Here is a 25,371-nt window from a genome sequence, read left to right as displayed (position 1 = left end):
GCTGGACCCGAGTCGGGTGAGGCCACCCTCGGTGACGGGCCTCACATTCGGGTACCCCGCCACTCCCCCGGCGCTGGCGGCCACTAGGGTCGACCTGTCGGCCGGACGTCCAGGAGGTTCCATGCTGATCGGCATCCCGCGGGAGATCCGCCCCGCCCAGACCCGGGTGGCGGCAACCCCAGCCACGGCCACCCAGTTGATCAAGCTCGGCCACGAGGTGGTCGTCGAACGAGGCGCCGGAGCCCAGGCCGCCTTCCCCGATGCGGCCTACGAGGCTGTCGGAGCCAGCTTGGTCGAGGCCGACCATGCCTGGCGCGCCGAGATCGTGTTCTCGGTCGACAGCCCCACCGACGAACAACTCGGATGGCTCCGCCCCGGCAGCCTGCTGGTCTCGACCCTGGACCCCGCGGCGCACCCGGACCTCGTCGCTCGACTGGCGGCCGATGGAGTGACGGCCATGTCGCTCGACGCCGTCCCGCGCATCTCCCGTGCCCAATCGCTCGACGTGCTCTCCTCGATGGCCAACCTGGCCGGCTACCGCGCCATCATCGAGGCGGCCGAGCACTTCGGTGGCGTCTTCAACGGCCAGGTGACGGCCGCAGGCAAGATGCCACCCGCCCATGTCTTCGTGGTCGGTGCCGGCGTCGCCGGTCTGGCAGCCATCGGGACGGCCGGCTCGTTGGGTGCGGAGGTGCGCGCCTTCGACGTTCGCCCCGAGGTGGCCGAACAGATCGAGTCGATGGGAGCCGACTTCGTCCGCGTCGACGCCGTCGACAGCGAGATCTCCTCCGACGGGTACGCCCGCGGCATGAGTGCCGAACAGGCCGAGGTGGCCGCTCGCATGTACGCCGCCGAGTCAGCGCGTGCCGACATCGTGGTCACCACTGCCCAGGTGCGGGGTAAGCCCGCTCCCCTGCTGATCACCGACGAGATGATCGCGGCGATGCGCCCCGGCAGCGTGATCGTCGACCTCGCGGCCTCGACGGGCGGCAACGCCGCCCTGACGAGGGTCGACGAGATCGTCGTCTCCGACAACCAGGTCACGGTGATCGGCATCAGCGACCTGGCCGCCCGGCTGCCGAGGCAGGCCTCGGAACTGGTCGGCACCAACCTGGTGAACCTGATGAAGCTGCTCACCCCCGCCAAGGACGGCGCGGTCGTGATCGACCTGGAGGACCAGGTGATCCGTTCGATGACCGTCAGCCACGCAGGCGACGTCTTGTGGCCGCCGCCCCCCGTGCACGTGTCCGCGGCACCAGCCGTGGTCCCCCGGACGACCGTGGTCGCACCGGTTGAGGACCCGCAGGTGCTGGCGCGGCGCAAGCATCAGCGCACCCTCTACGGTGGCGGGCTCGTGCTGGTGCTCTTCGCCCTGGTCGGGGCCGTGTCGCCCCTGCCGCTGCTCGCCCACTGGCTGGTGCTGATGCTGGCCGTGGTGACGGGTTTCTATGTCATCTCGAACGTCTCCCACGCCCTGCACACCCCGTTGATGGCTGAGACCAATGCCATCTCGGGCATCATCATGGTCGGCGCGCTGCTACAGGTCGGATCGGCCAACTGGGCGGTCACGGTCGTCGCCATGGCCGCCATCCTGCTGGCCTCGGTCAACATCGCCGGCGGTTTCATCGTGACCCGCAAGATGCTCAACATGTTCCGCTCCGGCCACACCCAGGAGGCCTCCAAGTGACCGCCGAATCGCTGGTGCAGACCACCTTCATCATCGCGGCGCTGCTGTTCATCCTCGCCCTGGCCGGGCTGAGCCGGCACGAGTCGGCACGGATGGGCAACCTGGCGGGCATGGTCGGCATGACCTTGGCGGGGGTGGCCACCGTGGGATACGCCCTCACTCACTCCCAGCGCGGGATCCCGCTCACGCTCGTCCTGCTGGTGGTCCCGTTGTTGATCGGTTCGGCCATCGGGCTCTGGTTGGCACTGCGGGTGCAGATGACGGGCATGCCCCAGCTGATCGCGATGCTGCACTCCTTCGTGGGTCTGGCCGCGGTGTTGGTGGGCTTCAGCTCCTTCCTCGACACGGCCGCCTCGACGGGTGGCTCAGAGACCGCACACCTGGTCGAGGTGGGCGTGGGCGTACTGATCGGCGCCTACACCTTCACCGGTTCGGTGGTCGCCTACGGCAAACTGAGTGGACGACTGGCGGGTCGTCCCCTGATGCTTCCGGGACGTACCTGGCTGAACCTCGGGGCCTTCCTCGCCTCCGTGGCCGCCATCGTGTGGCTGGTGATGGCTCCCCATGGCCAGGGACTGTGGCCCCTGGGCCTGGTGACGCTGTTGGGGTTCGCCCTGGGCTGGCACATGGTCTCGTCCATCGGTGGGGGTGACATGCCGGTCGTGGTGTCGATGCTGAATTCGTGGTCGGGCTGGGCTGCCGCGGCCGCCGGCTTCATGCTGGGCAATGACCTGCTGATCGTCACGGGTGCCCTGGTGGGGTCGTCCGGTGCCATCCTGAGCTACCTGATGTGCAAGGCCATGAACCGCTCGTTCATCTCGGTGATCCTGGGCGGTTTCGGAGAGGGGGCAACCGTCTCCGGGGTCGATCGCGACTACGGGGAGCACCGGGAGGTGTCAGCGTCCGAGGTGGCCGCACTGCTGCGCGACGCGCAGTCGGTGGTGATCACCCCCGGTTACGGCATGGCAGTGGCGCAGGCCCAGTACCCCGTCGCGGAGCTCACCCGCCAACTGCGGGCCCGTGGCATCAAGGTGAGGTTCGGCATCCACCCCGTCGCCGGACGCCTGCCGGGGCACATGAACGTGCTGCTGGCCGAGGCCAAGGTGCCCTACGACATCGTGCTCGAGATGGACGAGATCAACGATGACTTCAGCGACACCGACGTGGTGCTCGTGATCGGGGCCAATGACACCGTCAACCCGGCGGCCCTGGACGAGCCGGACTCCCCCATCGCCGGCATGCCGGTGCTCGAGGTGTGGAAGGCCGAGACCGTGGTCGTGTTCAAGCGCTCGATGAATGCCGGGTACGCCGGGGTGCAGAACCCGCTTTTCTTCCGGGAGAACACCGTGATGCTGTTCGGTGACGCCAAGGACCGGGTCACCGACATCACCGCCGCCCTCTGAGCCGTCCCTTCCTGGGGAGGACCCGCGGCCCCTGCGGCTGCCCCGGTCACCGGGCCAGTCCAGTCGCCGGTCCACCCATGCGGCTGCCCGGGTCGCCAGCCCGCCCGGGTCGATAGGCTCGCCGAGTGCCGACCTTCTACGTAGACCTCGACAACACCCTGGCCGACCGCGCCGGCGCCTACCGGGCGTGGGCCGTCGACTACCTCGCCGAAAGAGGGGCCGACCCCAGCCTCCTCGACGCGATGGTCGCTGCGGACCGCGACGGGCTGGGCCGCAAGCAGGACACGGTGGACGACCTCACCCGGCTGCTCGACCTCGGCCCCGAGGAGTCGGAGCAGATCCTGGACCGGTTCCGCGCCGGCATCGTGGAGCGGCTCCAGTTGATGGAGGGTGCCGCCGACGCCTTGTCCGCGATCCGCGGGGCAGGCTGGCGCGTCGTGATCGTGACGAACGGGGCCACCTCTCAGCAGACCGCGAAGATCGAACGTCTGCACCTGGCCGACATGGTGGATGGCTGGGTGATCAGTGAAGCCGCCGGCGTGTCCAAACCGGATCCTGAGATCTTCAGGCGGGCGGCCGCAGTGGTCGGGGAACCGATCGGCACAGACGACTGGATGATGGGTGACTCGGCCGAGTCCGACGTGGCCGGCGCCCGTGCCGTCGGCATGAGGTCGATCTGGCTCACCCGTGGCCGGCCCTGGCCTGCAGGGCCGGAGGAGCCGACACTGGCGGTCGACACCTGGGACGAGGTGGCCGCCGCTGTGCTCGCCACGACGATCGCCGGCTGACGGCGCGGACTCCCCGGCGCCGGTGCCACGCCCTCACTACACAGCAGGGGCCGCACTCGGCTGAGTGCGGCCCCTGCTGTCGTAGTGCGGATGGGACGATCAGGTCTTCGATCCCGAGAGCGCGATGCCCTCGACGATCTGACGCTGAGCGAAGATGAACACGATCAGCAGCGGCAGCGCCGACAGGGTCGCCGCGGCCATGATGCCGGTCCAGTTCGACGAGTACGCACCCTTGAACTGGTTGACCACCAGCGGCAGCGTGAACTTGTCGGAACTGTTCAGGAAGATCAACGGGTAGAAGAAGTTGTTCCACTGCCCCAGGAAGGTGAAGATGCCGAGCGCCACCATCGGTGACTTGAGCAGCGGCAGGATCATCTGCGTGAAGATGCGGAACCTCGAGGCACCGTCGATCTGTGCCGCCTCCTCCAGTTCCACGGGGATGCCACGCACGTACTGACGCAGCAGGAACACCCCGAAGGCGTTGAACAGGATCGGCGGGACGATCAGGGGCAGGTGGGTGTCGACCCACTTGAGCTGGCCCATGATGATGAACAGCGGGATGATGGTCAGCTGGGCCGGCACCATCATGGTGGCCAGGAACAGCATGAACCAGAATCCGCGCCCGAAGAAGCGGATGCGAGCGAAGGCGTACGCCGCCATCGAGCTGGTGAGCAAGGTGCCGAGCGTCACCAAGGTGGCGATGTAGAAGCTGTTCCAGAACGCCAACGGGAAGCCGGAGCTCCACCAGGCGCCGCCTGCGGAGGCCTGGTCGAAGGCGTCGGTGTAGTTGCTCCACTTCCAGTGCCACGGCATCCCCTGCGGCAACAGCTTCGGAGGCTGCTGGAAGATCTCGTCGAGCGGCTTGACCGACGAGAAGAGCATCCACAGGAACGGCAGCGCCATGAAGATGCTGGCCACAGCCATGAGGACCTGGATGATCCACAGGGCGGGGTTGCGGAAGGAGCGACCGATTCGATGACCCCTGACGGGCTGATCGACGGCTGACTCGGTTCGGGTTTCGACTGCGGTACTCATTCTGTGTAGAACACCCACTTCTTCTGAGCAATCAGCTGCAGGCCCGTGAGGAGCAGCAGTGCGATGAACAAGAGCAACGCCAGGGCGGCACCAACACCGAAGTTGAACTCACGGAACGCCACCTGCACGATCTCGTACACGATGGTTCGTCCGTAGGCCGGTGCAGTGGTGTCGAAGAAGACGTAGATGTAGTCGAAGACCTGGAACGATCCGATGATCGAGGTGATCGACAGGAACAGGATGGTCGGCGAGATCAGTGGCAGGGTGATGCGGAACATCTTCTGCACCTCTGAGGCGCCGTCGATCGAGGCGGCCTCGTACATGGACGACGGCACGTTCTCGAGACCGGCCATGAACATGACGACCTGATAGCCCAGACCTTGCCACACGGATACCAGCACCACGGCGGGGATCACGAACGTCGGATCGTTCAGCCAGTCCGGAGGAGCCGCCCAGCCCAACTTGCGCAGGCCAGCCGTAAGCGGGGAGATCTCGGGATTCAGCAGCCACAGCCAGACCACCGAGACGGCCACGGTGGCGGTCACCTGCGGGGCGAAGAAGGCGGTGCGGTAGACGTTCTTCATGGGCCCGGTCCGCTGCAGCAGCAGCGCGAAGAGGAACGCGGAGACCATCAGGGAGGGCACCTGCAGCGCGGTGAACCACAAGGTGTTCAGGGCTGACTTGCGGTACTGCTCGTTCTGGAAGACCGTCTCGAAGTTGCCGAAGCCGATGAAGGTCCGGTTCCCGAATCCGTCCCACTTCATGAACGCCAGGATGATGGCGAACACGAGCGGGCCGATCATGAAGGCCAGCAGGCCCACGAGCTGGGGCGCCATGAACGCGTAGCCATGCAGGTTGTCGCGCATTCGCCGCTTGCGCAGCGCCCTGCGGTGGGTCTCGCCGGCGGTCTGCTCGACGCGCTGCTGCAGTTTCAGGTCTGCCTTGGCCTTGTTGGCCACCGCCAAGGTCTCGGTCACGGCATCTGCGGCCGCGGGCTGCACGCCCACGACCTCGCCGTCGGCTTGGGGACGTTCCGTCATCGCAACGCACCTCCTTCTGTTGTGTCAGGCGTGACACTACTGGGGGCGAGGGATCCTCGCCCCCAGTAGCGCAACATTTGCAGCGTCGTGAACCTCAGTTCACGAACGACTCAGGACTCCTTGCCAGTGTTGATGTAGGTGGTGAGCTTCTTGCCGAAGTCAGCAGCAGACACCTTGGCCTTGATCCACTTGTCGACGACCGTGCCCAGGTTGGAGGCAACGACCGCGTTGTTGGCGATCTTGAGCGGGATGGCGTAGCCCTTGCCAGCCAAGTCGTTGAACGTCTTGGCGTGCTTCGGCAGCGGCGGGTTGTCCTCCTCCACCAGGTTCTCGAGGCCCTTCACGGCGGGCACGGCGTTGCCGCCGCCCGCAAGACGGGCCTTCTCACCCTCGACACCGGTGTAGATGGCGGTGAACGCCTTCGCCAGGTCGACGTTCTTGGCCTTGGCGTTGACACCCATGGCGGCCACGTACACGACGGTCGGCATGATCTCCTTGCCGTCGATCGTCGGGTAGGGAGCGATGTCGTAGTTGAACTTCAGCTCCTTCAGGTTCGGCAGGATCCAGCGGCCGTAGGGAATGGTCGCCAGCTGCTTCGCGTAGAACAGCGCGTCGACGCCCTGGCCCTTGGGGAGCGAACCACCGTAGGTCATGGTCCCCTTGTCGAGGTGGCCCCACATCCATTCGATGGCCTTCATGCAGGCATCGTCCTTGTCGATCTGGCAGTCGCCGTTGTCGGCCCAGGGCTTGCCACCGAAGGTGGTCATCCACGAGAGCCAGTGGCCGTAGCCCGACTCGAGCACGTGGGCCTTCTTGCCCTTGGCGGTCACCTTGGTGAACAGCTCGTCGACGGCCTCCTGGGTCCAGGCTCCGCCCTCGAAACGCTTGGCGGGGTCGTCGCCGTAACCGGCCTCCTGCAGCAGGTCCTGGTTGAACCAGAAGGTGGCCGGGTTGCAGTCGACGGTCATGCCGTAGAACTTGCCGTCACCCTTGGGTTGGCACCAGTCCAGCAGGTTGGTCAGGTGCTGGTCGAACGGCGAGCGCGAGGCCGACGACTTCATGTACTCGCCGATCTCGACGAGTGCGTTGTTCTCCACCAGCTTGGCCATCATGTTGTCACCGACGTAGAAGACGTCGGGGGCTGCGTTGCCCACCAGCTGGGTCTGGATCTTCGAGGCGTAGTCACCGGAGACGACCTGGAACTTCACGTCGGTGCCGTACTTCTGCTTGAAGCTGGCCGCGTACTCGTTGAAGCGCTTGGCCTCACCCGGGTTGGCCCACGAACCCCAGGAGATGCTTCCCCCGAAGTTGTTGCCCTCGGCCTTCATGTAGTCGGCCTTGGCGTCACCGGACTTACCGCCAGTGGTGCCGCCACCGCCAGGTCCTGCGCCCGATCCACCGCCACAAGCAGTCAGAGCGACCGCCGAGATCCCGGCGGCAGAAGCACCCAACAGGGTGCGTCGGTTGAGAGTGGTCATCAATGTCCCTCCACAGGATTTCCATGGCGCCTTCGCCACGGACTGGGTCCAACGTAGCGCCGCCGCCGCCGCACGCAAGCCCCCACCCCGTCATTGTGTCCCGTTCGTGACCTTCTTCGACCACGGGTGTTGCCCCTAGTCGTGTCGAGAAAGTGAGGGACGCCGCACCATCCTCCGCCGGCCCCCTCGCGGAAAGCGCTCGCCAAGGGTGTTCCACCACCCCGAACGCCGACGACGGCGGCCCCCCACGAGGAGGGACCGCCGTCGTCGACGATCAGGATCGAACGTTGATCAGAGGGTGTCGGCGGTTCCGCCGGCGGCCTCGATCTTCTGCTTGGCCGAGGCCGAGTAGGCGTCGACGGTGACGTTCAGCTTGACGCTGAGGTCGCCGTTGCCGAGCACCTTCACCAGGTGGCCGGCGCGAACGGCGCCCTTGGACACCAGGTCGTCGACGGTCACGGTGCCACCCTCAGGGAAGAGCTCGCCCAGCTTGGCCAGGTTGACGACCTGGTACTCGACGCGGAACGGGTTCTTGAAGCCCTTGAGCTTCGGCATGCGCATGTGCAGCGGCATCTGGCCACCTGCGAAGAACTGGGGAACGTTCTTGCGCGCTCCCGTGCCCTTGGTACCGCGGCCAGCGGTCTTGCCCTTCGAACCCTCACCGCGACCCACACGGGTCTTCTCGGTCTTGGCACCCGGGGCAGGGCGCAAGTGATGAAGCTTCAACACCATGTCATTCCACCTCTTCCACGACGACCAGGTGGGCGACGGACTTGACCATCCCGCGAATCTCGGGACGATCCTCCTTCACCACCACGTCGCCAATTCGCTTGAGACCGAGCGTACGCAGGGTCTCTCGCTGGTTCTGCTTGCGATTCACGCCAGACTTGGTCTGGGTCACCTTGAGACGTGCCATCAGTGAGCCACCTCCACCCGCGACGCCTTCAGCAGAGCTGCAGGGGCCACGTCCTCGACGGACTTGCCGCGGCGCTTGGCCACGGCCTCCAGGGTCTCGAGTCCCTTGAGCGCCGCAACGGTGGCATGCACCACGTTGATGGCGTTCGCCGAACCGAGGGACTTGGCGAGCACGTCGTGCACACCCGCACACTCGAGCACGGCGCGGGCCGAACCACCGGCGATCACACCGGTACCGGGCGAAGCCGGACGCAACATGACCACACCGGCAGCCTTCTCGCCCTGCACGGGGTGCGGGATGGTGCGCTGGATCAACGGCACCCGGAAGAAGTTCTTCTTCGCCTCCTCGACACCCTTGGCGATTGCCGCGGGCACCTCCTTGGCCTTGCCGTAGCCGACACCCACGGTGCCTTCGCCGTCGCCGACCACCACGAGGGCGGTGAAGCTGAACCGACGACCACCCTGCACGACCTTCGCCACACGGTTGATGGCGACGACCCGCTCCAGGTACTGGCTCTTCTCTTCGCGCTGCTGCTGTCCGCCACGACGGTCGTCACGGCCGCGACGCTGCTGCTGCTCACCAGCTGCGCCGCCACCGCGGCGCTGAGTTCCACTCATCGCTGTTCCTTTCGTCCGTCAGAGGCCCAGACCGGCCTCGCGCGCTGCATCAGCGAGCGCGGCGATCCGACCGTGGTACTTGTTGCCAGCGCGGTCCATGACCACGTACTCGACACCGGCTGCCTTGGCGCGCTCAGCGATCAGCTGGCCCACCTTGGCGGCCTTCGCCGACTTGTCGCCCTCGAACGTGCGCAGGCCGGCCTCCATGGTGGAGGCGCTGGCCAGGGTGCGACCGTCGACGTCGTCGACCACCTGCACGCCGATGTGGCGGGCGGAGCGGGTCACGACCAGGCGGGGACGCTCGTGCGAGCCGTAGATCTTCTTGCGTCCCCGAGCCTGCCGACGCAGACGCGATGCAACGCGGCTCGCCATTCCCCTGCGGGGACCAAACGAGAGAGCCATGATCACTTACCAGCCTTTCCGACCTTGCGGCGCACGTGCTCGCCGGCGTAGCGCACGCCCTTGCCCTTGTAGGGCTCGGGCTTGCGGATCTTGCGGATGTTGGCCGCAACCTCGCCGACGACCTGCTTGTCGATGCCCTGCACCGAGAACTTGGTGTTGTTCTCGACGGCGAACGTGACACCCTCGGGGGCGTCGACGATCACGGGGTGCGAGAACCCGAGCGCGAACTCGAGCTGCTTGGGGCCCTTGGAGATCACGCGGTAACCAACACCGACGATCTCGAGCTTCTTCTCATAGCCCTCGGTGACACCGGTGACCATGTTGCTCACCAGGGTTCGGGTCAGGCCATGCAGCGACTTCGAGAGCCGCTCATCGTTGGGACGGGAGACCTCGATCTGGCCCTCGTCATTCTTTCCGATCGTGATCGGAGCCGCGACGACGTGGTTCAGGGTGCCCTTGGGACCCTTCACCGCGACGGTCTGGCCATCAATGCTCACCTCGACACCGGACGGGACGGTGATCGGGAGCCTGCCAATTCGTGACATTTGTTCTTCTCCTCCTCAGTCTCGTTCGGTCACCACACGAAGGCGAGAACTTCGCCGCCCACGGCTTTTTCGTGTGCCTGTCGGTCGGTCAGCAGTCCCTGCGAGGTCGAGATGATCGCCACGCCCAGGCCACCGAGGACCTTGGGGAGGTTGGTCGACTTCGCGTAGACGCGCAGACCGGGCTTGCTGATGCGACGCACGCCAGCGATGGAACGCTCGCGGGAGTCGCCGTACTTGAGGGTCAGGGTCAGCGTCTTGCCGACCTCGCCCTCGGTCGGATCCTTGATCTCGAAGTCCGCGATGTAGCCCTCGGACTTCAGGATCTCGGCAATGCCGACCTTGATCTTCGAGCTGGGCATGCTGGTCTTGTCGTGGTACGCCTGATTGGCGTTACGCAGACGAGTCAGCATGTCTGCGATGGGATCAGTCATGGTCATGGCTGTTCAGCCTCTTTCTCGCCCCGGTTTCGTTCGTCCTCGACGGACGACGACCTGTGGCGCTCAGATGTGGAAGGTTCGAGGTCTCTCACCAGGAGGACTTGGTCACGCCGGGCAGTTCGCCACGGTGGGCGAGTTCGCGCACGCAGACGCGGCACAGGCCGAACTTGCGGAAGACGGCCTTGGGCCGTCCACACTTGTTGCAGCGGGTGTACGCACGAACGGCGAACTTGGGCTTGCGCGACTGCTTGACCTTCAGAGCGGTCTTTGCCATCTCAGTACCTCAGCTCACTTCTTCTTCTTGGAGTAGAAGGCCTTGCCGCGCTTGGGGCCGGTCTTCTTGGGATCGTCAACTTCCTTGAAGGGGAAGCCGAGGTGCTTGAGCAGCGAGCGACCTTCGGCATCGGTCTTCGCGGTGGTCACGAAGGTGATGTCCATACCGCGGGTGCGGTCGATCTTGTCCTGGTCGATCTCGAGGAACATGACCTGCTCGTTGAGACCGAAGGTGAAGTTGCCCTGACCGTCGAACTGGTTCGAGTTCAGACCGCGGAAGTCACGGATACGGGGCAGCGCGAGGCTCAGCAGACGATCGGCGAACTCCCACATGCGATCCCCACGCAGCGTGACGTGGCAGCCGATCGGCTGTCCCTCACGGAGCTTGAACTGGGCGATCGACTTGCGGGCCTTGGTCACCTGCGGCTTCTGACCGGTGATGGCCGTCAGGTCGCGGATGGCGCCGTCCATGATCTTCGAGTCGCGAGCGGCCTCGCCGACACCCATGTTGACCACGATCTTGGTCAGACCGGGGATCTGCATGACGTTGGCGTACTCGAACTCCTGGTGCAGGGCGGGCGCGATGGTCTCGCGGTACTTCTGCTTCAGGCGGGGCACAGCCTTGACCTGGGGGGCTTCGGTGGTGGTCACTTGTCGGCCTCCTTCTTGGCCTTGGCGGGCTTGTCGGCCTTCGCCTGCTCTTCCTTCTTGAGGTAGCGCACGGAGCGGAAGGCGGTGTACTCGCTGCCGTCGGCGCGACGCTTGGTGACCTCTTCGCGGCGGTAGCCCACCCGGGAGACCTGCGCATCGGCACCGGAGCCGACGACCAGCTGCACGTTCGACACGTGGATGGGAGCCTCGGACGCGACGATGCCGCCCTTGACCTGGGCACCGGACGAGTTGGCCTGGTCGCGCAGGTGGCGCTTGACGATGTTGACGCCCTGCACGGTGACGCGCTGACGCTCGATGTCAACGGCGATGATCTCGCCGATGGTGCCGCGGTCCTTGCCGGCGATCACCTTGACGCGGTCACCCTTCTTGACGTGGAGACCCTTCATTCAGATCACCTCCGGGGCGAGCGAGACGATGCGCATGAACTTCTTCTCGCGCAGTTCGCGGGCGACGGGGCCGAAGATGCGGGTGCCACGGGGCTCCCCGTCGTTCTTCAGGATCACCGCGGCGTTCTCGTCGAACTTGATGTAGGAGCCGTCGACACGACGCGACTCCTTGACGGTGCGGACGATGACGGCCTTGACCACATCGCCCTTCTTGACATTGCCGCCGGGGATGGCGTCCTTGACGCTGCACACGATGGTGTCCCCCAGGCCGGCGTAACGGCGCTTCGACCCACCGAGAACACGGATGCACAAGAGTTCCTTGGCACCAGTGTTGTCGGCGACCTTCAGCCGCGACTCCTGCTGGATCATTGATTCTCCTCTGCTCGACCGGTTCCTCTGGCGGGGCCTGTCCGAGCTCGTGGTTGACCCCCTGGATTTTGCCAGGAGGCGCCCCGCTCGCGAACGTGCGGGAGTTGCCAAACTCCAGGAAAGGTCCCCACCGACGATGAAGCCGAGGGCACAGACCTGGACACAACTGGTCAAGAGTATCCCAGCGGTGAGCTGCGGCCTAATCGCGCCAGTGGCCTCCCCGGGAGCCTCCCCAGCACCCTCCGAGGTGCGGATCGGGAGCCTCGTCCGGACTGTTCAGGTACGCCTGAAGGACAGCTCCACCCACCACTCGAGCGGGTGCTCATGGCTGAGCACTGCCACCTCGTCACCGGGGACGAGACGGCTCACGTCGTCTCCCGTCCCGGTCGCGGGTTCGACCGCCACCACGGGGGTCTCGGCGTACTCGGCCGGGTCGAACCAGAGGGCGACCGAGCGCAGCGGTGCACCTCCCCAGCCGAGGACGAGGTCCCAGCCTTCGCGCCCCAGCACCACCTCGGCCGGCAGGCGCGGCCTGTGCGCCCAAACCTTGTGCGCCCACACCTTGTGCGCCCGGGGCACTTCGGGAGCGGCACCACCCGTCGCCACCATCGGCGGAGGACCGTCCCACGGGACCGGTGCGTCCGCGACGACCGGGTGGGTCGGCAGCACCTCACGCAGGTGGTGTACCAGCAGTCGCTCGGGCGCGATGAACTGGGGGTGGGCCGCCCACAGGAAGGGAAGCGGAGGTGCGGCGGGCAGGCTGCGCGCCCGGTAGTCGAGTCGGAAGCCTGCCCCGGTGGGCGTGATGCGGCGGCGCAGGCTGAACCCGAGCCGGGGCACGTCGACCTCACAGGTGAGCTCCACCCCGTCGTGGCGGACGACGCGCCAGGGTTCGTCCCAGACGTCGCCGTGGTCCCCGAGCGCCCGGCCGTCCTGCAGCCGTGCCGCCGAGATGGTCGGCGCGCACTCGTCCCAGCCGCCCATCTCGGACTCCGTGAAGCCCGGGCCGGACCAGCTCTCGCGCCCGGTCGACAGCCACTCGAGCCCGTCGGGAGATCGCAGTGAGGTCAGCTTCGCCCCCCGCTCGGGCCGGACCCTCACCTCTCCCCCGGCCCCGGCCAGTCGCAGGTCGGGGGTCATCGGCAGACCTGCGCGCTCCACCACAACAGCAGGTGGTGCGGCAGTCGGTGGCTGGCGTGTTGCAGCGCCGGGCCGTCGGTGACGCCGGCCAGGAGCTCAAGCTGGGCGCGCAACACCGCCACCTGGTCGTCGCGGTCGGCCTCCGGGGGTCGCACGAACAACAACAGCTGGGGAAGCGAGGTCGCGAAGTGGTCGATGCGGGCGGGGGCACTGGCGACGTGGTCGGTGAAGTCGGCCAGGTCGGCGGTCAGGTCATCGGCTCGCTCGCCCTCCCCGAGTCGGCGCAGCGCCACGATCCGGAAGAAGCTCAGGTCCGAGTGCGGGGTGGTGGCCATCTCACGGAAGTCGCCGACGGCCTCCGCCGCACGGCGCCAGGCCTGCTGGGCCTGCTGGGCCTCCCGCCTCTCGCCCTGCCGGGCGAGGGCGTCGCCCCGGGCGAGCCACAGGTGCGCGGGATTGGCCAGCAGGTGCCGGTCCTCCCCCAACGATGCCGGCGGACGAAGGGCCGAGTCGACCAGCGCCAGTGCTCGGTGGGGGTGCTGCAGGGTGGCGGCGAGGCTGGCTGCCTCCCACGTGGCCAGCACCTGGCCCTCACCGCCCTCCCAGGGCTGGAACTGCCGGCGGGCGAGGGCTGCGAGGGCCTCGTCCGCTCGTCCGATGACCACCTTCAGCCCGGCGTGACGTGCCGCCAGGTCGTGACGCCGCCCCACCAGTTCGGGGTACCGGTCCAGCCGGGCCAACCGTGACGCGACCGGCTCAGAGCGCAACTGCGCCAACTGGTCGAGTTCGGAGAGGAGTTGCGCATCATCGGGGGCGAGGGCGCGGGCTCGCTCGTAGAACTGCCACGCCCGTGCCGGGTCGTGGTCGTGGTTGTGGGCGAGCAGGCCCAGGCACCGGCCCACCACCGCCGTGGGGTGGGTCGTCCAACTGGCCGACCAGTGCCGCTGTGCCTGGTCGAACCGCCGCCAGTGCATGTTCCAGCTGCCGAGCATCGAGTGGGCGAGCCAGTCGCCCGGGTCGAGGTCGACCGCCCACCGCAGGGCAGCCACGTCGTCATGATCGATGGGCAGCGCCCACCTGGGGTCGCTGGCCACGGCTTCGGCGAGCGCCTCGGCCACTGCCGGTGAGGAGTGCTCGCCCGATCGGAGGGCCAGCACGTGGGCACGGTGGTGCGACAACAGCGGGGCCACCCCTGTCATGCCCTCAACGGGGGCCGCCCGATCACCGGCGGCCAGCACCGCCAGGGCCTCGTCCCAGGCCCCACAGCGCTTGAATTCCTTGGCGACGTCGAGCCAGGTCACGGGGTCGAGCCCGACCCGGTTGAGATCCTCACGCGTGGGAGCAGTGTCGGCAGGGAGCACCCGTAGGACCCGCGCCCACGCGTCCAGGGGGTCGAGCGCGAGGGTCCCGTCGAGCAGGTCGGTCGCCTCGTCCGCCAGACCCAACCGGCGCAGACCGACCACGGCAAGGTCGCGTGCCTCCAGTTGTTCAGGCGAGCGCTGCACCAGGGTCAACAGACGTTCCACCGCGGTCTGGTCGTCACGGCGCAGCAACTCGATGCGCGCCATGGCCAGCTGTGCGGGCACCCACCAGTGACCGTCCCAGCCGGCGCGCGCGAGGATCGTCCACGCCTGATCGAGTCGACCCAGCCGCATCAGGGTCAAGCCCAGCAGGTAGTGACCCTCGGCGTCACGCGGGTTCAAGTTGTGGGTGTTGGACCTCGCCACCGCGGCATTCAGATGGCGTTCGGCTGCCTCGAAGTCGGCAGCCCGGAAGCGTCGCAGGCCCATGCCGACGTTGCAGCGGAAGTCGCCCGGGTCGCGTCGCAGGGCCTCCGACCACCAGGTCTCAGGTGATCGGGTGGCGTGCCGGTACTGCTCCAGGTGGGAGCCGATGAACCAGAGTTCGTCATTGCTCGCCACCTGCTCGGGGGGCGCCGGTTCCACGGCGGGGGGAGGTACCTCGAAGCTGTCCGGCTGCTCGACGGGGAGCACTGTCAGCAGGGGTGAGGAGCCCTGCCGGACGATCGCGCGCACGCCGGCACCCGAGGGCACCGTGGCGGTGCGGGTGACGGGGTGGGCGGGGTCGAGGTCACCCAGGTACCACTGCTCCACCTGTCGGACCTCCGCCCCTTCCCCGCCCACGAGGAGCTCGACGGAGCAGTCGGCCAGGGCCCGGGTCGACTGCACACGGACCGTCACCCGACGCTCGTCCAGCTCTGCGCCCGCGGGGTCGTCGTCATCGCCGTCACCGCGGGGCAGCGGCTCGACCACCAGGCTGGCGGCGGCATCGGGGTTGGCCTGCTGCACCGGACCCAGCTCGCCGATGGGGTACCAGAGTTGGCTGAAGGTCTTGGTCTCCCCCGGTTGCAGGTAGCTGAAGTCGGGTTGGTTGTTGGTGAACACTCCGGCCATCAGTTCGATGTAGTGGCCGCCGTCGTCGGTGAGCGCCCGGTCCCAGGCGTGGCCGAACTCGTGGTTGCCCCAGGTCCACTGCTTCTTGCCCGGCGAGACCTCGCGCGAGGCCCAGTGCACGAAGCCCGCGCCCCGGCGGTGGTCGTAGCCGCCGAAGTACTCGTCGTCGGTCTCGAGCACCATGTAGCTGGTGGGCACGGGGATGTTGCGGTACCAGTCGAGCCGGTCCGCGTCGGGATGTTGGGGGGTGACCCGGGCCGGGTAGTCGACCCCGTAGTAGGGACGATCCGCTGCCGGGAAGCCGGTGGTGGCGCGGTTGGCGTGGTCGGCGACGAAGTGCACGTCGGTGGGGAAGAACGACTGGTAGTTCTCGTCGACCCGGGCGGCGACATTGGCCCACCACAGGAAGGTCTGGGGTACGTCGGTGCGGTTGTGCACGCGGGCCAGCACCTCGACCACCGCCCGGTCGGGGGCCAACCTGATGCCGTGCATACCCTTCATGCGGGTGAGGGGGTCGTGGTCACTGCACCAGACGGTGACGGAGCCGTCGTCCCCGTGCTCGATCTCGACGTCCGTGGGCAGGAACGTCGCCGGACGATGGTGCTGCGGCCAGTTGAACTCGACGCCACCGGCAATCCAGGGACCGGCCAACCCCACCAGCGCAGGCTTGATCACGTCCTGTCGATGGAAGAAGTCGTGGTCACGCACCCGGTCGTAGCCGATGTGGATGCGGCCACCCAGCTCCGGCAGCACGACGATGCGCAACCAGTCGTTCTCGAGGTGCACTGCCCGCCAGTCCCGTGGACGGGCGACGGGCTCGATCGACTCGTACAGCGGCATGGGATGTACCGCACCCGAGGAGCCCTGGTAGACCCGGTTGCCGAGGAAGGCCGGATGCGGCGAGGGACTGTCCGGATGGTAGGTGGGCAGCGTCAGCGGTTCCTCCCAGACCGCCACCGGGGCGTCCCTCCAGCGTTGCGGACGGGTCGGCAGACCGGGAGCGTCGTGCGGGACGAAGTCGCCCTCGCCGGGGGTGTCCGTGGGAGTCGTCATCGGACCTCCTCCACGTGCACGAGGACGCCGGTGTCGGGGTTCAGCCGTGGGCACTCCAGCCCGATCTCGATCAGGGCTGCACCCGACGCCGTGATCGATTCGGCCAGCCAGGCAGGTTCGCTGCGAGCGGCACCGGTGGCAGACAGCTCGCTGACCCGGTAGCGGCGGTGGGGGTCGAGGCCCTCGAGGCGCCAGCGCTCGGCGGGCCACGTCACGGGCCGGTTCAGCACCACGAGGCTGAAGAGCGCCTCCGACGAATCCTCGGCCACGACGCCGCGCACGGCGATCGCGGGATCGGTGTCGACGTGGACCACCCTGCCGCTGTGCAGCAGGTTGCGGTGGCGTCGGTGCAGGGCCACCCAGGCGGCCAGCTCATCGAGTTGAGCCTGGGGCAGGCGCTCGAGGGGAGCCTCGATCCCGAGGTGACCCCCGAGGGCGAGCAACCCCCGGGTGGCCAAGGAGAAGGAACGACCCGTGATGTGGTCGGGGGAGGCACCGAGGTGGGTGCCGGTCACCTCGGGCGGCAGCAGCAGTTCGGTGGCCGCCAGGATCGAGGTGCGTTCGTGCGGGTCGTTGATGTCGCTCGGCCACATGCGCGTGGCGATCTGCATCACACCCAGGTCTGCCCGACCCCCACCCGAGGAGCAGGACTCGATCTGCAGCCCGGGGTGCCGCTCGATCAGGTCACGCATCAGCGACAGTGCCGCCACGGTCTGGGCCCGCACCGCGGGTGCACCGGAGGGCTGGTGGCCGGCATCGAGCAGGTAGCGATTGTGGTCCCACTTGAGCGCGTCGATGCCCACCTCGCCGATGACCGTCGAGATCTGGTCACGCACGTGCCGCCAGGCCTCCGGATGCGTCAGGTCGAGCACGTGCTGGTGGCGACTGGGAAGCCCCACGCCGTGGCCGGCGTCGAACAACCACTCGGGGTGGCTGCGGGCCAGGTCGGAGTCGAGGTTGACCATCTCGGGCTCCACCCACAGCCCGAACTCCATCCCCAGCGAGTGCACCAGGTCGGCCAGTGGCTTCATGCCCTGGGGCCAACGTTGGGTGTCGACCACCCAGTCACCGAGCGAAGACGTGTCGTCGCGGCGCCCGGTGAACCAGCCGTCGTCCACCACGACCCGCTCGACCCCGATCTCGGCGGCACGCCGGGCGGCCGCCATCAGGGTGTCGGGGTCGATGTCGAAGTAGACCGCCTCCCATGAGTTCCACGTGACCGGACGACGGGCGGCCCGCTGGTTGGGCCATGACCGGACGAGGGTGTGGAAGCGCTCGGCCATCGCGTCCAGGCCTCTGCCCCAGGCGGCGAAGAGGGTGGGACTCGTGTGGCTCCGTCCGGGGGCGAGGACCACCTCGCCGGGGAGGAGCATCTCGCCGGCCGACAGGGCCCGGGTGTCGTAGGGGGTGCGGGTGGCGGCGGTCACCTGCGAACCGGACCAACCCAGGTGGATGCCCCAGACCTCGCCCGACCGGTGACCCGCCTCGTGGGTGGTCGCCATCGTGACCCACGGGCTCTCGAAACCGGGCTTGCCACCCCGGGACTCCCGGACCCAATGCCCCACCAGGAACTCGCGACGCTGACGGGTGCGCTCCTGCGCCCAGCGTCCGGTGAAGTCGACGAGTTCGGTTGCCCGCGAGGGCACCGGCAGGTGCGGCTCGAGGGAGGTCAGCTCGAAGTCGGTGTCACCGGTGTTGGTGAGCGTGCAGGTCAGTGTCAGCACTCCCCCGACCTCGAGCGCGAGGTGCACTGCGAGGGCCAGCCCCGACGCCTCGTCGTCTGCCCGGGCGACGACCTGGTGGTCGGTGAGCTCGTGGCCCGCGGCCGTGAACAGGGGCGCCCACGCGGTGTGGTCGGTCCGGTGCCCCGACAGGGACGGACGTTCGACCCAGCCCTCCGCCAGGGCGGGCAACACCGTCACCGGGTACGGGGCATGCACCCGGGAGTCCCCCGTGGTGGCTCGGGTCTGCAGCTCGACCGCCGCCAGGTCGCTCTCGGTGAGCTCACCCAGGTCGGCACCCCAGTGCAGGATGCGGGGCAGTCCTCGCCCGAGCTCGACGACGACTGACACCCCGTCTCGACGCAGGTGGGCCACGCGGGTGGGGTTCCCGCTCGTGGAGGGTTCCGTCGAAGGCTGGGCTGCATTGTTCACGGCACAACTGTGCCGCGCCGAGCGGCCCCGGCCCATGTCAGGTTGCGGGAGATGGATGGAGATTTCCATGATCCACGCTCTGGAACTGAGCCTGAGTGCGCCCCAGACATGGACGGTTCTGACAGAATCGCCCCATGGACGACGGTGTCAGCCAGGAGGACTATCCCGAGGGTTTTCCCGGCCAGAGACTGCGGGTGCTGCCCCGGCCGGTGGTCGACCAGGCACGACAGAGAGCCCTCACCGGTCCGCTGTTGGTGACCGACGCCGGCTTCTTCCCCAAGGCGCGGCACCATTCCAAGTCGCGGCGCTCCTGCGCCGAGCACATCGTGATCCTGTGCACCCAGGGTGAGGGCGAAGTCACCCTCGACGGCACCAATCACCGGGTGCGGGCAGGTGAGGTGGTGGTGCTACCTGCCGGCAGACCACACCGCTACCACGCGGACCCCGAGGTGCCGTGGACGATCTGGTGGGTGCACGTCACAGGCACCAGGGCCGACGCGCTGATCGCGGCCCTTCGGGCCACCCCCCAGCAACCGGTGTTCAGGGTGGCGGAGGTCACCAGGGTGAGTGCTCTGGTCGACTCCATCCTTCGTCGGCTCGAGACCGACGAGACCATGACGTCGCTGGTGGCTGCCTCGGGTGCCGCCTGGCACCTGCTGACCGCCCTGGTCGCCGACGGTCGTCCCCTCACCCGGTTGGGGTCGCGGCAGGACCCCGTCGCCGACGTGATCGCCCACATCCAGACCAACGTCAGCGCGCACCTGTCGGTTCCCGAACTGGCGGCCCTGGCCGGGTGGTCGACCTCGCACTTCTCGGCCATGTTCCGACGGGCCACGGGCTTCGGCCCGCTGGAGTACCAGACCCGGCTGCGCATGAGCACGGCCCGTACCCTGCTGGACACCACCGACCGGACGATCGCGTCGATCGCCACCGAGGTCGGCTACCCCGACAGCCTCTACTTCTCGCGGCAGTTCCGACGGATCCACCAGGTGAGTCCCTCGCAGTACCGGTCCCGTGAGCAGTCTGGCCGCAGCTACTGACCAACTGTCCGGCGGCAGCCTCACTCAATCCCTGGGCGTCAACTGGACCCGCGGGGTCATGTCCGTCGCCAGATCATCCGGGTCGGGAGTGACAAACAGCCTGTCCCCACGAGCCGAACGCAGCCGGAACCCAAGCCATCGACTTGTCCCCACGGGAGCGCCCGGCTGCCCGACCCCTGTGGAGGTGTCGCACATGTCTACGTGCACCACGATCCGCACGACGTCCGCTGTCTCGTTCAGCGCCAAGCTGATCTGACAGTTCTCCGCTCCTACGACCTCGGCCTCGAACACGAAAGGGTCGGCCGTGGGCGCCACCGAGGTGATCCATGCCTTGCGTGCCACGGATTCGGGTCGCGCACTGCACCCCGACCCGATCAGGGAAACTGCGATCAAAGAGAGCATCCCGCGTCTCGTCACATTTCCCTCTGGAACCGATATCATTCGGTCATCACATCGCCTGGGAACACCTGATTCGCCCAGTACATCTCCGTGAAGACCTCGACGCACGGGTTGGCCGATGTACAGGACGCGGGATTCTTCGTTGCGCCACCCGAAAATACTCCACCAGAATGGATACCCTTTGCCCATGCCTTCCCGGCAGAGTCTACCGTGTACACAGCACCCCCTGAGTCCCCGCCTCCGTGACCAGTACCTGTCGCCTTGTGACCTCGAGTCACTGGGTACACCGACCCTGCGGGCGAGCCGTCGCCATTGAAGTAGTAATATCGAATGTCATACTGATAGACCCTCCACCCACACGTTTCACCGGTACGGGCCCCACCCATACAGTACTGGTCACCATTGACAGATTTCCTCCCCCACACTCCACCGACACTCGCACCAATAGTAGAAGTCATCCCGCCTGTATATATGTGAGCGCGACCGAGATTCGCTGACCGATTATACCCCCACGCGAGGTCGCCAGCCAGGATCCCGGTGGAGTTCCAGCGGACGGTCCCACCCCGGGATTGTAGTTCTCACGACTCGTCGCGTAGACCTGAATAGCGTCACCATTCGGCCACTTTAAGCCTTCACCATTCGGGGCACAGTGACCAGCAGTGATGACACCATCGGGCCTTCCAGAGTCCCCCATGAATGCCGACGAACACCAGTATGAACCATCCGCGGATACGATGCGAGAAGCCCCCCAGTGCACGGATCCCGTGTCATCTTGGCGTGAGAACCCAGCCTGCCCGATCCCAAGTTCGGGGGCAACTTCGACAATCACTTGGCCTGCCCCAAACTCCTGCACAATTCTGGCCCCAGTTGTCTCAGTAAGTTTGCGAACTAGTGCAACGCTGCGACCATCGATATTCACCCAGGTTGAATCCAAATCAGACCCAAGGCCGCCCCCCATGCTGGAGGAATGCACCCAAACGATCCGCTGACTCCAGAGAACTTGAGTAGGATCGCGCGGCCTGTCCGGGTTGGATCAAGGCAAGCTTTGCTCTTCTTTCGAGAGTTGCCGACGTCATTGCATTCGCCAGAATCTCACCACCAGCGGAGCCAACCACCGGAAGAATGACTGCCCCCCAGCGACATGAGCCTTGCCAAATTCATTGGGGTGGGAATCCTGAAGTGAGCTGGCGGCCGCCAGCGCTTCAACCAATTCCGACGGAACTGACGCCACCGCGGGGTCGTGCGGCCGTACCTCCAAACCGGGCACCGACGGCAACTGCGGCGGCGAGGTGGGATCCGCGAGAGCGGGGGTGGCCGACGGCATGAGAGCGCAGGTCAGGGCGAACACCCCAACCAAAAACCTACAGGCCCAAGGCTTTGGGCTCGTTGATGCCATGAGGCATGCTGCTCCCGTAGGCCACCAGTGTCAAGGTTTCGTCGGGTCACCGTACGCACCGTGGCCTCGATCGCCACCGGGTCGGCTATCCCGACAGCCTCTACTTCTCGCGACAGACTGGCGGATCCGCCAGCTCACCCCGTCGCAGTACCTTGCCAGGGAGCAGTCCGGCCGCGGTCACTGACCATCTGCCCGGCGGCGTCCTCACTACAGTTGCGGCCGAGGTCGTCGCCATGGACGGCTTCACTGGGTTCAACGCCGCCGCTGCCGAAGAGCTTCCCGACGCGGTCGCGGTGATCGACCCGTTCCATGTGGTCCGTCTCGAAGGCGGCGCGCTCGACCTCTGCAGGCGACGCAAACTACAGATCCCCCATGGCCACCACGGACGGGCCAGCAACCCTCTCCACCTGGCGAGTGCTCCATACCGGCTCCGACCTGCTCACCGACAACCAACGCGGCCCTCTCGACTCGATGCTCTCCGACGACGAACACGTCGAAGGGGCAGCCACCTGGGCCAAATAACAAACCAGGATCGCCGCCGACGGCAACCCGACCGGATCAGGGGACGACACCTCATGACCAGGCCCATCGCCGCCATCAGCCGCGACATCCAGGCCGACCTGAGGGAGCTCACTACCCTCGGTCGGACCCTGAGAACCAGGACCGTCGACATCTTGGCGTACCTCGACCTGCTTGGGTGCTCCAACGGGCCGATGGAGGCGATCAACGGCCGCCTCGAACACCCTCCGCGGCACCGCCCTCGGCTTTCGGAACCTGACCAACTATCTGGCCCCGTCACTCTTCGAAACCGAGGGTTCAGCCGCCAACTACACCCCTCGTCTGCGAAGACCACCCTTGCCGCTCCCACTCCCACGTGGCTTCAGTTGCCGATTGGCTTCCGTCTACAACGGACGACGCGTTGAACAACTGAAGCCACGTTGGGTCGGGCCAGAGGGCGAGGGGCGCCCCGAGTGGGGCCAGAAGGCTGGGGCTGGAGTCGCGTCATGTGGAACCGGCGGGTCGGCCGGGCGCCGGGGACCAGGACGGGGCGCCAGTCGCCGCGCGACCCCCGACCATGACGGAACGGCCCGCCCCGGAGGGGGCGAGCCGTTCCTGATGTCGACCACAGCCGATCGGGCTCACCTGCAGAGCAGGATCACCGAGCGGAGCGGGTCACTGGGCCTGGTGGATCACTGGGCCTTTTCGACGATCTCGAGCAGACGCCAACGCTTGGTGGCGCTGAGCGGACGGGTCTCCATCACGCGCACGCGGTCACCCTCGCCGGCCTCGTTGTTCTCGTCGTGCACCTTCAGGCGGGCGGTCTTGGTCATGATCTTGCCGTAGAGGGCGTGCTTCACGCGCTCCTCGATGGCGACCACGATCGTCTTGTCCATCTTGTCGGACACGACGACGCCCTCGCGCACCTTGCGGAAGCTCTCCCGCTGGGGAGCCCCGGTGTTCTCAGTAGTCTTGTCAGTCATGGCAGTCAGGCCTTCTTCCCAGCTTCGGGCTTCTCAGCGTCGGGTTCGACGACAATGCCCAGGTTGCGCTCCTGGAGCACGGTGTAGATGCGAGCGATGTCCTTGCGGACCTCACGCAGGCGGCCGTGCGACTCGAGTTGGCCGGTGGCGGACTGGAAGCGCAGGGAGAACAGCTCTTCCTTCAGCTCACGGACCTTGCCGTTGAGATCCTCACGGCTGAGGCCGCGCAGATCTGCAGCCGAGGTGGTGGTCTTCGGCATCAGAGTTCACCTGCTTCCCGCTTGATGAAGCGAGCCTTGAAAGGCAGCTTGTGGATGGCCAGACGCATGGCCTCGCGGGCCACGTCCTCCGACACGCCGGAGAGCTCGAAGAGCACCCGGCCCGGCTTGATGTTGGCGACCCACCACTCGGGGGAACCCTTGCCGGAACCCATGCGGGTCTCGGCAGGCTTCTTGGTGATCGGGCGGTCGGGGTAGACGTTGATCCACACCTTTCCACCACGCTTGATGTGACGGGTCATGGCGATACGAGCGGCCTCGATCTGACGGTTGGTCAGGTAGGACGTCTCCAGTGCCTGGATGCCGAACTCACCGTAGGCGAGCTTGGTGTAACCCTTGGCGGCACCGTCGCGATGGGGGTGGTGCTGCTTGCGGTACTTCACGCGACGAGGAATCAGCATGGATCAGGCTCCTGCGGTCTCGGGGGTGGCGGCAGCCTGGGGCGCAGCGCCCTCGGCGGCCTCGGCGCGACGGCGTCCGCCACGCTCGGGACGATCGGTGCGACCCTCGCCACGGGCCGGACGACGGCCCGGACGCTGACGTCCACCGGGAGCGGTGTTGCGGGCGTCGCGCTGCTGAGCACGCTCGGCGCGGGTGCCCGAAACCTCACCCTTGTAGATCCAGACCTTCACGCCGATGCGGCCGAAGGTGGTGCGGGCCTCGTAGAAGCCGTAGTCGATGTCGGCACGCAGGGTGTGCAGCGGCACCTGGCCGTCGCGGTACCCCTCGGACCGGCTCATCTCGGCTCCACCCAGACGACCGGAGCACTTGATGCGGATGCCCTTGGCACCCGAACGCATGGCGGTCTGCTGGGCCTTGCGCATCGCGCGGCGGAAGGCCACGCGGGCGCCGAGCTGCTCGGCCACGCCCTGGGCGACCAGCTGGGCATCGGTCTCGGGGTTCTTGACCTCGAGGATGTTCAGCTGGATCTGCTTGCCGGTGAGCTTCTCGAGCTCTCCGCGCACACGCTCGGCCTCGGCGCCATTGCGCCCGATGACGATGCCCGGACGGGCCGCGTGCAGGAAGATGCTCACTCGCTCGGAGCGGCGCTCGATCTCGATCGACGAGATGCCGGCGCGCTCCAGGGTCTTGGTCAGGTAGGCCCGGATCTTGACGTCCTCGGCCACGAAGTCCGCGTAGTTCTTCTCGGAGTACCAGCGGGTGGTGTGGTCGGTGGTCGTCCCGAGACGGAAGCCGATGGGATGGATCTTCTGGCCCATGCTCAGGCCTCCTTCTCGGTCTTGGGGGTCTTCTTGGCCGGCTGGACGGCTGCGCCCTTCGGCTCGACGACCACGGTGATGTGGGCGGCGCGCTTCAGGATGCGGCTCGCGGAGCCCTTGGCACGGGGACGGATGCGACGCATGGTCACACCTTCGTCGACGAAGGCCTGCGAGATGAAGAGTTGCTCGGCACGCAGGGCATCGGTCTGCTCGGCGTTGGCGACGGCCGAGGCCACCACCTTGTACACCGGCTCCGAAGCGGCCTGCGGGGCGAACTTCAGGGTCACCAGGGCATCCTGCACAGGCATGCCACGGACCAGATCAACGACGCGACGAACCTTGGTCGGGCTCATCCGGACGTGACGCGCGATGGCGTACGAACCGGGACGATCGCCGAGCAGGGCAGCGCGACGGCTCGGTCGTTCTGTGTTGCTCATGAAAGTTTCAGTTCCTTGTCTCGCGTCAATCAGCGCCGGCGCGACTTCTTGTCGTCCTTGATGTGACCCTTGAACGTGCGGGTCGGGGCGAACTCACCGAGCTTGTGCCCGATCATCGCTTCGGTGACGAACACCGGGACATGCTTGCGACCGTCATGCACGCCGATGGTGTGTCCCAGCATGTCCGGGATGATCATCGAACGACGTGACCAGGTCTTGATCAGGTTCTTGCTGCCCTTTTCGTTCTGGGCATCGACCTTCTTGGCCAGGTGCTCATCAACGAAGGGGCCCTTCTTCAGGCTGCGTGGCATT

The 25,371-nt window shown here is 67.0% G+C and carries 26 protein-coding genes and 1 pseudogene; 5 read left to right on the top strand and 22 right to left on the bottom strand.

Annotation, left to right across the window (positions count from 1 at the left end):
- Positions 1 to 121: 121 nt before the first annotated feature.
- From H507_RS0110475 to H507_RS0110465, 3 genes are all read left to right on the top strand, one after another.
- Complete coding sequence (locus H507_RS0110475; RefSeq protein WP_022910666.1) at positions 122 to 1,687, top strand: Re/Si-specific NAD(P)(+) transhydrogenase subunit alpha; 1,566 nt, start codon at positions 122 to 124, stop codon at positions 1,685 to 1,687.
- Positions 1,684 to 3,090 carry a Re/Si-specific NAD(P)(+) transhydrogenase subunit beta gene (gene pntB / locus H507_RS0110470; protein WP_022910665.1) on the top strand — a complete coding sequence of 469 codons (1,407 nt, stop codon included), beginning with the start codon at positions 1,684 to 1,686 and terminating at the stop codon, positions 3,088 to 3,090. Before H507_RS0110475 ends, pntB begins: the two co-directional genes overlap by 4 nt.
- Positions 3,091 to 3,215: 125 nt before the next feature.
- Positions 3,216 to 3,878 carry an HAD family hydrolase gene (locus H507_RS0110465; RefSeq protein WP_022910664.1) on the top strand — a complete coding sequence of 221 codons (663 nt, stop codon included), beginning with the start codon at positions 3,216 to 3,218 and terminating at the stop codon, positions 3,876 to 3,878.
- Positions 3,879 to 3,977: 99 nt separating this feature from the next.
- Here H507_RS0110465 and H507_RS0110460 read toward each other — a convergent pair whose 3' ends face one another.
- The 16 genes from H507_RS0110460 to H507_RS0110385 form a co-directional block, all read right to left on the bottom strand.
- A complete protein-coding gene (locus H507_RS0110460; RefSeq protein WP_051139795.1) occupies positions 3,978 to 4,802 on the bottom strand; it encodes a carbohydrate ABC transporter permease in 825 nt (274 codons plus the stop codon).
- Between the two features lie 107 nt (positions 4,803 to 4,909).
- Positions 4,910 to 5,953, bottom strand: coding sequence for a carbohydrate ABC transporter permease (locus H507_RS0110455; RefSeq protein WP_022910662.1), 1,044 nt, complete (start codon positions 5,951 to 5,953; stop codon positions 4,910 to 4,912).
- A 110-nt stretch (positions 5,954 to 6,063) separates the two neighbouring features.
- Positions 6,064 to 7,431 carry an extracellular solute-binding protein gene (locus H507_RS16140; protein WP_022910661.1) on the bottom strand — a complete coding sequence of 456 codons (1,368 nt, stop codon included), beginning with the start codon at positions 7,429 to 7,431 and terminating at the stop codon, positions 6,064 to 6,066.
- Positions 7,432 to 7,722: 291 nt separating this feature from the next.
- Positions 7,723 to 8,163, bottom strand: a complete 441-nt coding sequence (rplO, locus tag H507_RS0110445; RefSeq protein WP_022910660.1) for a 50S ribosomal protein L15 — start codon at positions 8,161 to 8,163, stop codon at positions 7,723 to 7,725.
- 1 nt (position 8,164) lies between these two features.
- On the bottom strand, positions 8,165 to 8,347 hold the full coding sequence (rpmD, locus tag H507_RS0110440) for a 50S ribosomal protein L30 (protein WP_022910659.1): 183 nt from the start codon (positions 8,345 to 8,347) through the stop codon (positions 8,165 to 8,167).
- Positions 8,347 to 8,964 carry a 30S ribosomal protein S5 gene (rpsE, locus tag H507_RS0110435; RefSeq protein ID WP_022910658.1) on the bottom strand — a complete coding sequence of 206 codons (618 nt, stop codon included), beginning with the start codon at positions 8,962 to 8,964 and terminating at the stop codon, positions 8,347 to 8,349. The genes rpmD and rpsE overlap by 1 nt, the downstream gene beginning before the upstream one ends.
- A gap of 18 nt (positions 8,965 to 8,982) precedes the next feature.
- On the bottom strand, positions 8,983 to 9,366 hold the full coding sequence (rplR, locus tag H507_RS0110430) for a 50S ribosomal protein L18 (protein WP_026378088.1): 384 nt from the start codon (positions 9,364 to 9,366) through the stop codon (positions 8,983 to 8,985).
- Positions 9,367 to 9,368: 2 nt separating this feature from the next.
- Positions 9,369 to 9,911 (bottom strand): 50S ribosomal protein L6, encoded by a 543-nt coding sequence (gene rplF, locus H507_RS0110425; RefSeq protein WP_022910656.1) that lies wholly within the window; start codon positions 9,909 to 9,911, stop codon positions 9,369 to 9,371.
- 29 nt (positions 9,912 to 9,940) lie between these two features.
- A complete protein-coding gene (gene rpsH, locus H507_RS0110420; protein ID WP_022910655.1) occupies positions 9,941 to 10,348 on the bottom strand; it encodes a 30S ribosomal protein S8 in 408 nt (135 codons plus the stop codon).
- Positions 10,349 to 10,436: 88 nt separating this feature from the next.
- Positions 10,437 to 10,622: a type Z 30S ribosomal protein S14 gene (locus H507_RS0110415; protein ID WP_022910654.1), complete on the bottom strand. Its 186-nt coding sequence runs from the start codon at positions 10,620 to 10,622 to the stop codon at positions 10,437 to 10,439.
- Between the two features lie 14 nt (positions 10,623 to 10,636).
- Positions 10,637 to 11,272, bottom strand: a complete 636-nt coding sequence (gene rplE, locus H507_RS0110410; protein WP_022910653.1) for a 50S ribosomal protein L5 — start codon at positions 11,270 to 11,272, stop codon at positions 10,637 to 10,639.
- Positions 11,269 to 11,679, bottom strand: a complete 411-nt coding sequence (rplX, locus tag H507_RS16135; RefSeq protein ID WP_022910652.1) for a 50S ribosomal protein L24 — start codon at positions 11,677 to 11,679, stop codon at positions 11,269 to 11,271. The genes rplE and rplX overlap by 4 nt, the downstream gene beginning before the upstream one ends.
- On the bottom strand, positions 11,680 to 12,048 hold the full coding sequence (gene rplN / locus H507_RS0110400) for a 50S ribosomal protein L14 (RefSeq protein WP_022910651.1): 369 nt from the start codon (positions 12,046 to 12,048) through the stop codon (positions 11,680 to 11,682). It lies immediately after the preceding gene.
- Between the two features lie 276 nt (positions 12,049 to 12,324).
- Positions 12,325 to 13,188: an aldose epimerase family protein gene (locus H507_RS0110395; protein ID WP_022910650.1), complete on the bottom strand. Its 864-nt coding sequence runs from the start codon at positions 13,186 to 13,188 to the stop codon at positions 12,325 to 12,327.
- A complete protein-coding gene (locus H507_RS16130; protein WP_022910649.1) occupies positions 13,185 to 16,655 on the bottom strand; it encodes a DUF5107 domain-containing protein in 3,471 nt (1,156 codons plus the stop codon). Before H507_RS16130 ends, H507_RS0110395 begins: the two co-directional genes overlap by 4 nt.
- Positions 16,652 to 18,808, bottom strand: a complete 2,157-nt coding sequence (locus H507_RS0110385) for an alpha-galactosidase (RefSeq protein WP_026378087.1) — start codon at positions 18,806 to 18,808, stop codon at positions 16,652 to 16,654. The genes H507_RS16130 and H507_RS0110385 overlap by 4 nt, the downstream gene beginning before the upstream one ends.
- Before the next feature lie 134 nt (positions 18,809 to 18,942).
- On the opposite strand from H507_RS0110385, the gene H507_RS0110380 reads away from it, so the two are divergent.
- A complete protein-coding gene (locus tag H507_RS0110380) occupies positions 18,943 to 19,848 on the top strand; it encodes an AraC family transcriptional regulator (protein ID WP_022910647.1) in 906 nt (301 codons plus the stop codon).
- A 2,028-nt stretch (positions 19,849 to 21,876) separates the two neighbouring features.
- Positions 21,877 to 22,486: pseudogene (locus tag H507_RS17710) on the top strand (transposase); the annotation flags it as partial.
- A gap of 347 nt (positions 22,487 to 22,833) precedes the next feature.
- Here the strand turns inward: H507_RS17710 and rpsQ are convergent.
- From rpsQ to rpsS, 6 genes are read right to left on the bottom strand one after another with little or no spacing between them, the layout of a single operon-like run.
- Positions 22,834 to 23,124, bottom strand: a complete 291-nt coding sequence (gene rpsQ, locus H507_RS0110360; RefSeq protein ID WP_022910645.1) for a 30S ribosomal protein S17 — start codon at positions 23,122 to 23,124, stop codon at positions 22,834 to 22,836.
- A 5-nt stretch (positions 23,125 to 23,129) separates the two neighbouring features.
- On the bottom strand, positions 23,130 to 23,384 hold the full coding sequence (rpmC, locus tag H507_RS0110355; protein WP_022910644.1) for a 50S ribosomal protein L29: 255 nt from the start codon (positions 23,382 to 23,384) through the stop codon (positions 23,130 to 23,132).
- Entirely contained in the window at positions 23,384 to 23,803 is a 420-nt protein-coding gene (gene rplP, locus H507_RS0110350) for a 50S ribosomal protein L16 (protein WP_022910643.1), read from the bottom strand. Before rplP ends, rpmC begins: the two co-directional genes overlap by 1 nt.
- A 3-nt stretch (positions 23,804 to 23,806) precedes the next feature.
- A complete protein-coding gene (rpsC, locus tag H507_RS0110345) occupies positions 23,807 to 24,622 on the bottom strand; it encodes a 30S ribosomal protein S3 (RefSeq protein ID WP_022910642.1) in 816 nt (271 codons plus the stop codon).
- A 2-nt stretch (positions 24,623 to 24,624) separates the two neighbouring features.
- Complete coding sequence (gene rplV, locus H507_RS0110340; RefSeq protein ID WP_022910641.1) at positions 24,625 to 25,059, bottom strand: 50S ribosomal protein L22; 435 nt, start codon at positions 25,057 to 25,059, stop codon at positions 24,625 to 24,627.
- A 29-nt stretch (positions 25,060 to 25,088) separates the two neighbouring features.
- On the bottom strand, positions 25,089 to 25,370 hold the full coding sequence (gene rpsS / locus H507_RS0110335; RefSeq protein ID WP_022910640.1) for a 30S ribosomal protein S19: 282 nt from the start codon (positions 25,368 to 25,370) through the stop codon (positions 25,089 to 25,091).
- Position 25,371 lies beyond the last annotated feature (1 nt).

The organism is Aestuariimicrobium kwangyangense DSM 21549, assembly GCF_000421525.1.
Classification (GTDB): domain Bacteria; phylum Actinomycetota; class Actinomycetes; order Propionibacteriales; family Propionibacteriaceae; genus Aestuariimicrobium; species Aestuariimicrobium kwangyangense.
Note: the sequence above shows the minus strand (reverse complement) of the source record. Positions and strands in the feature narration are given on the sequence as shown.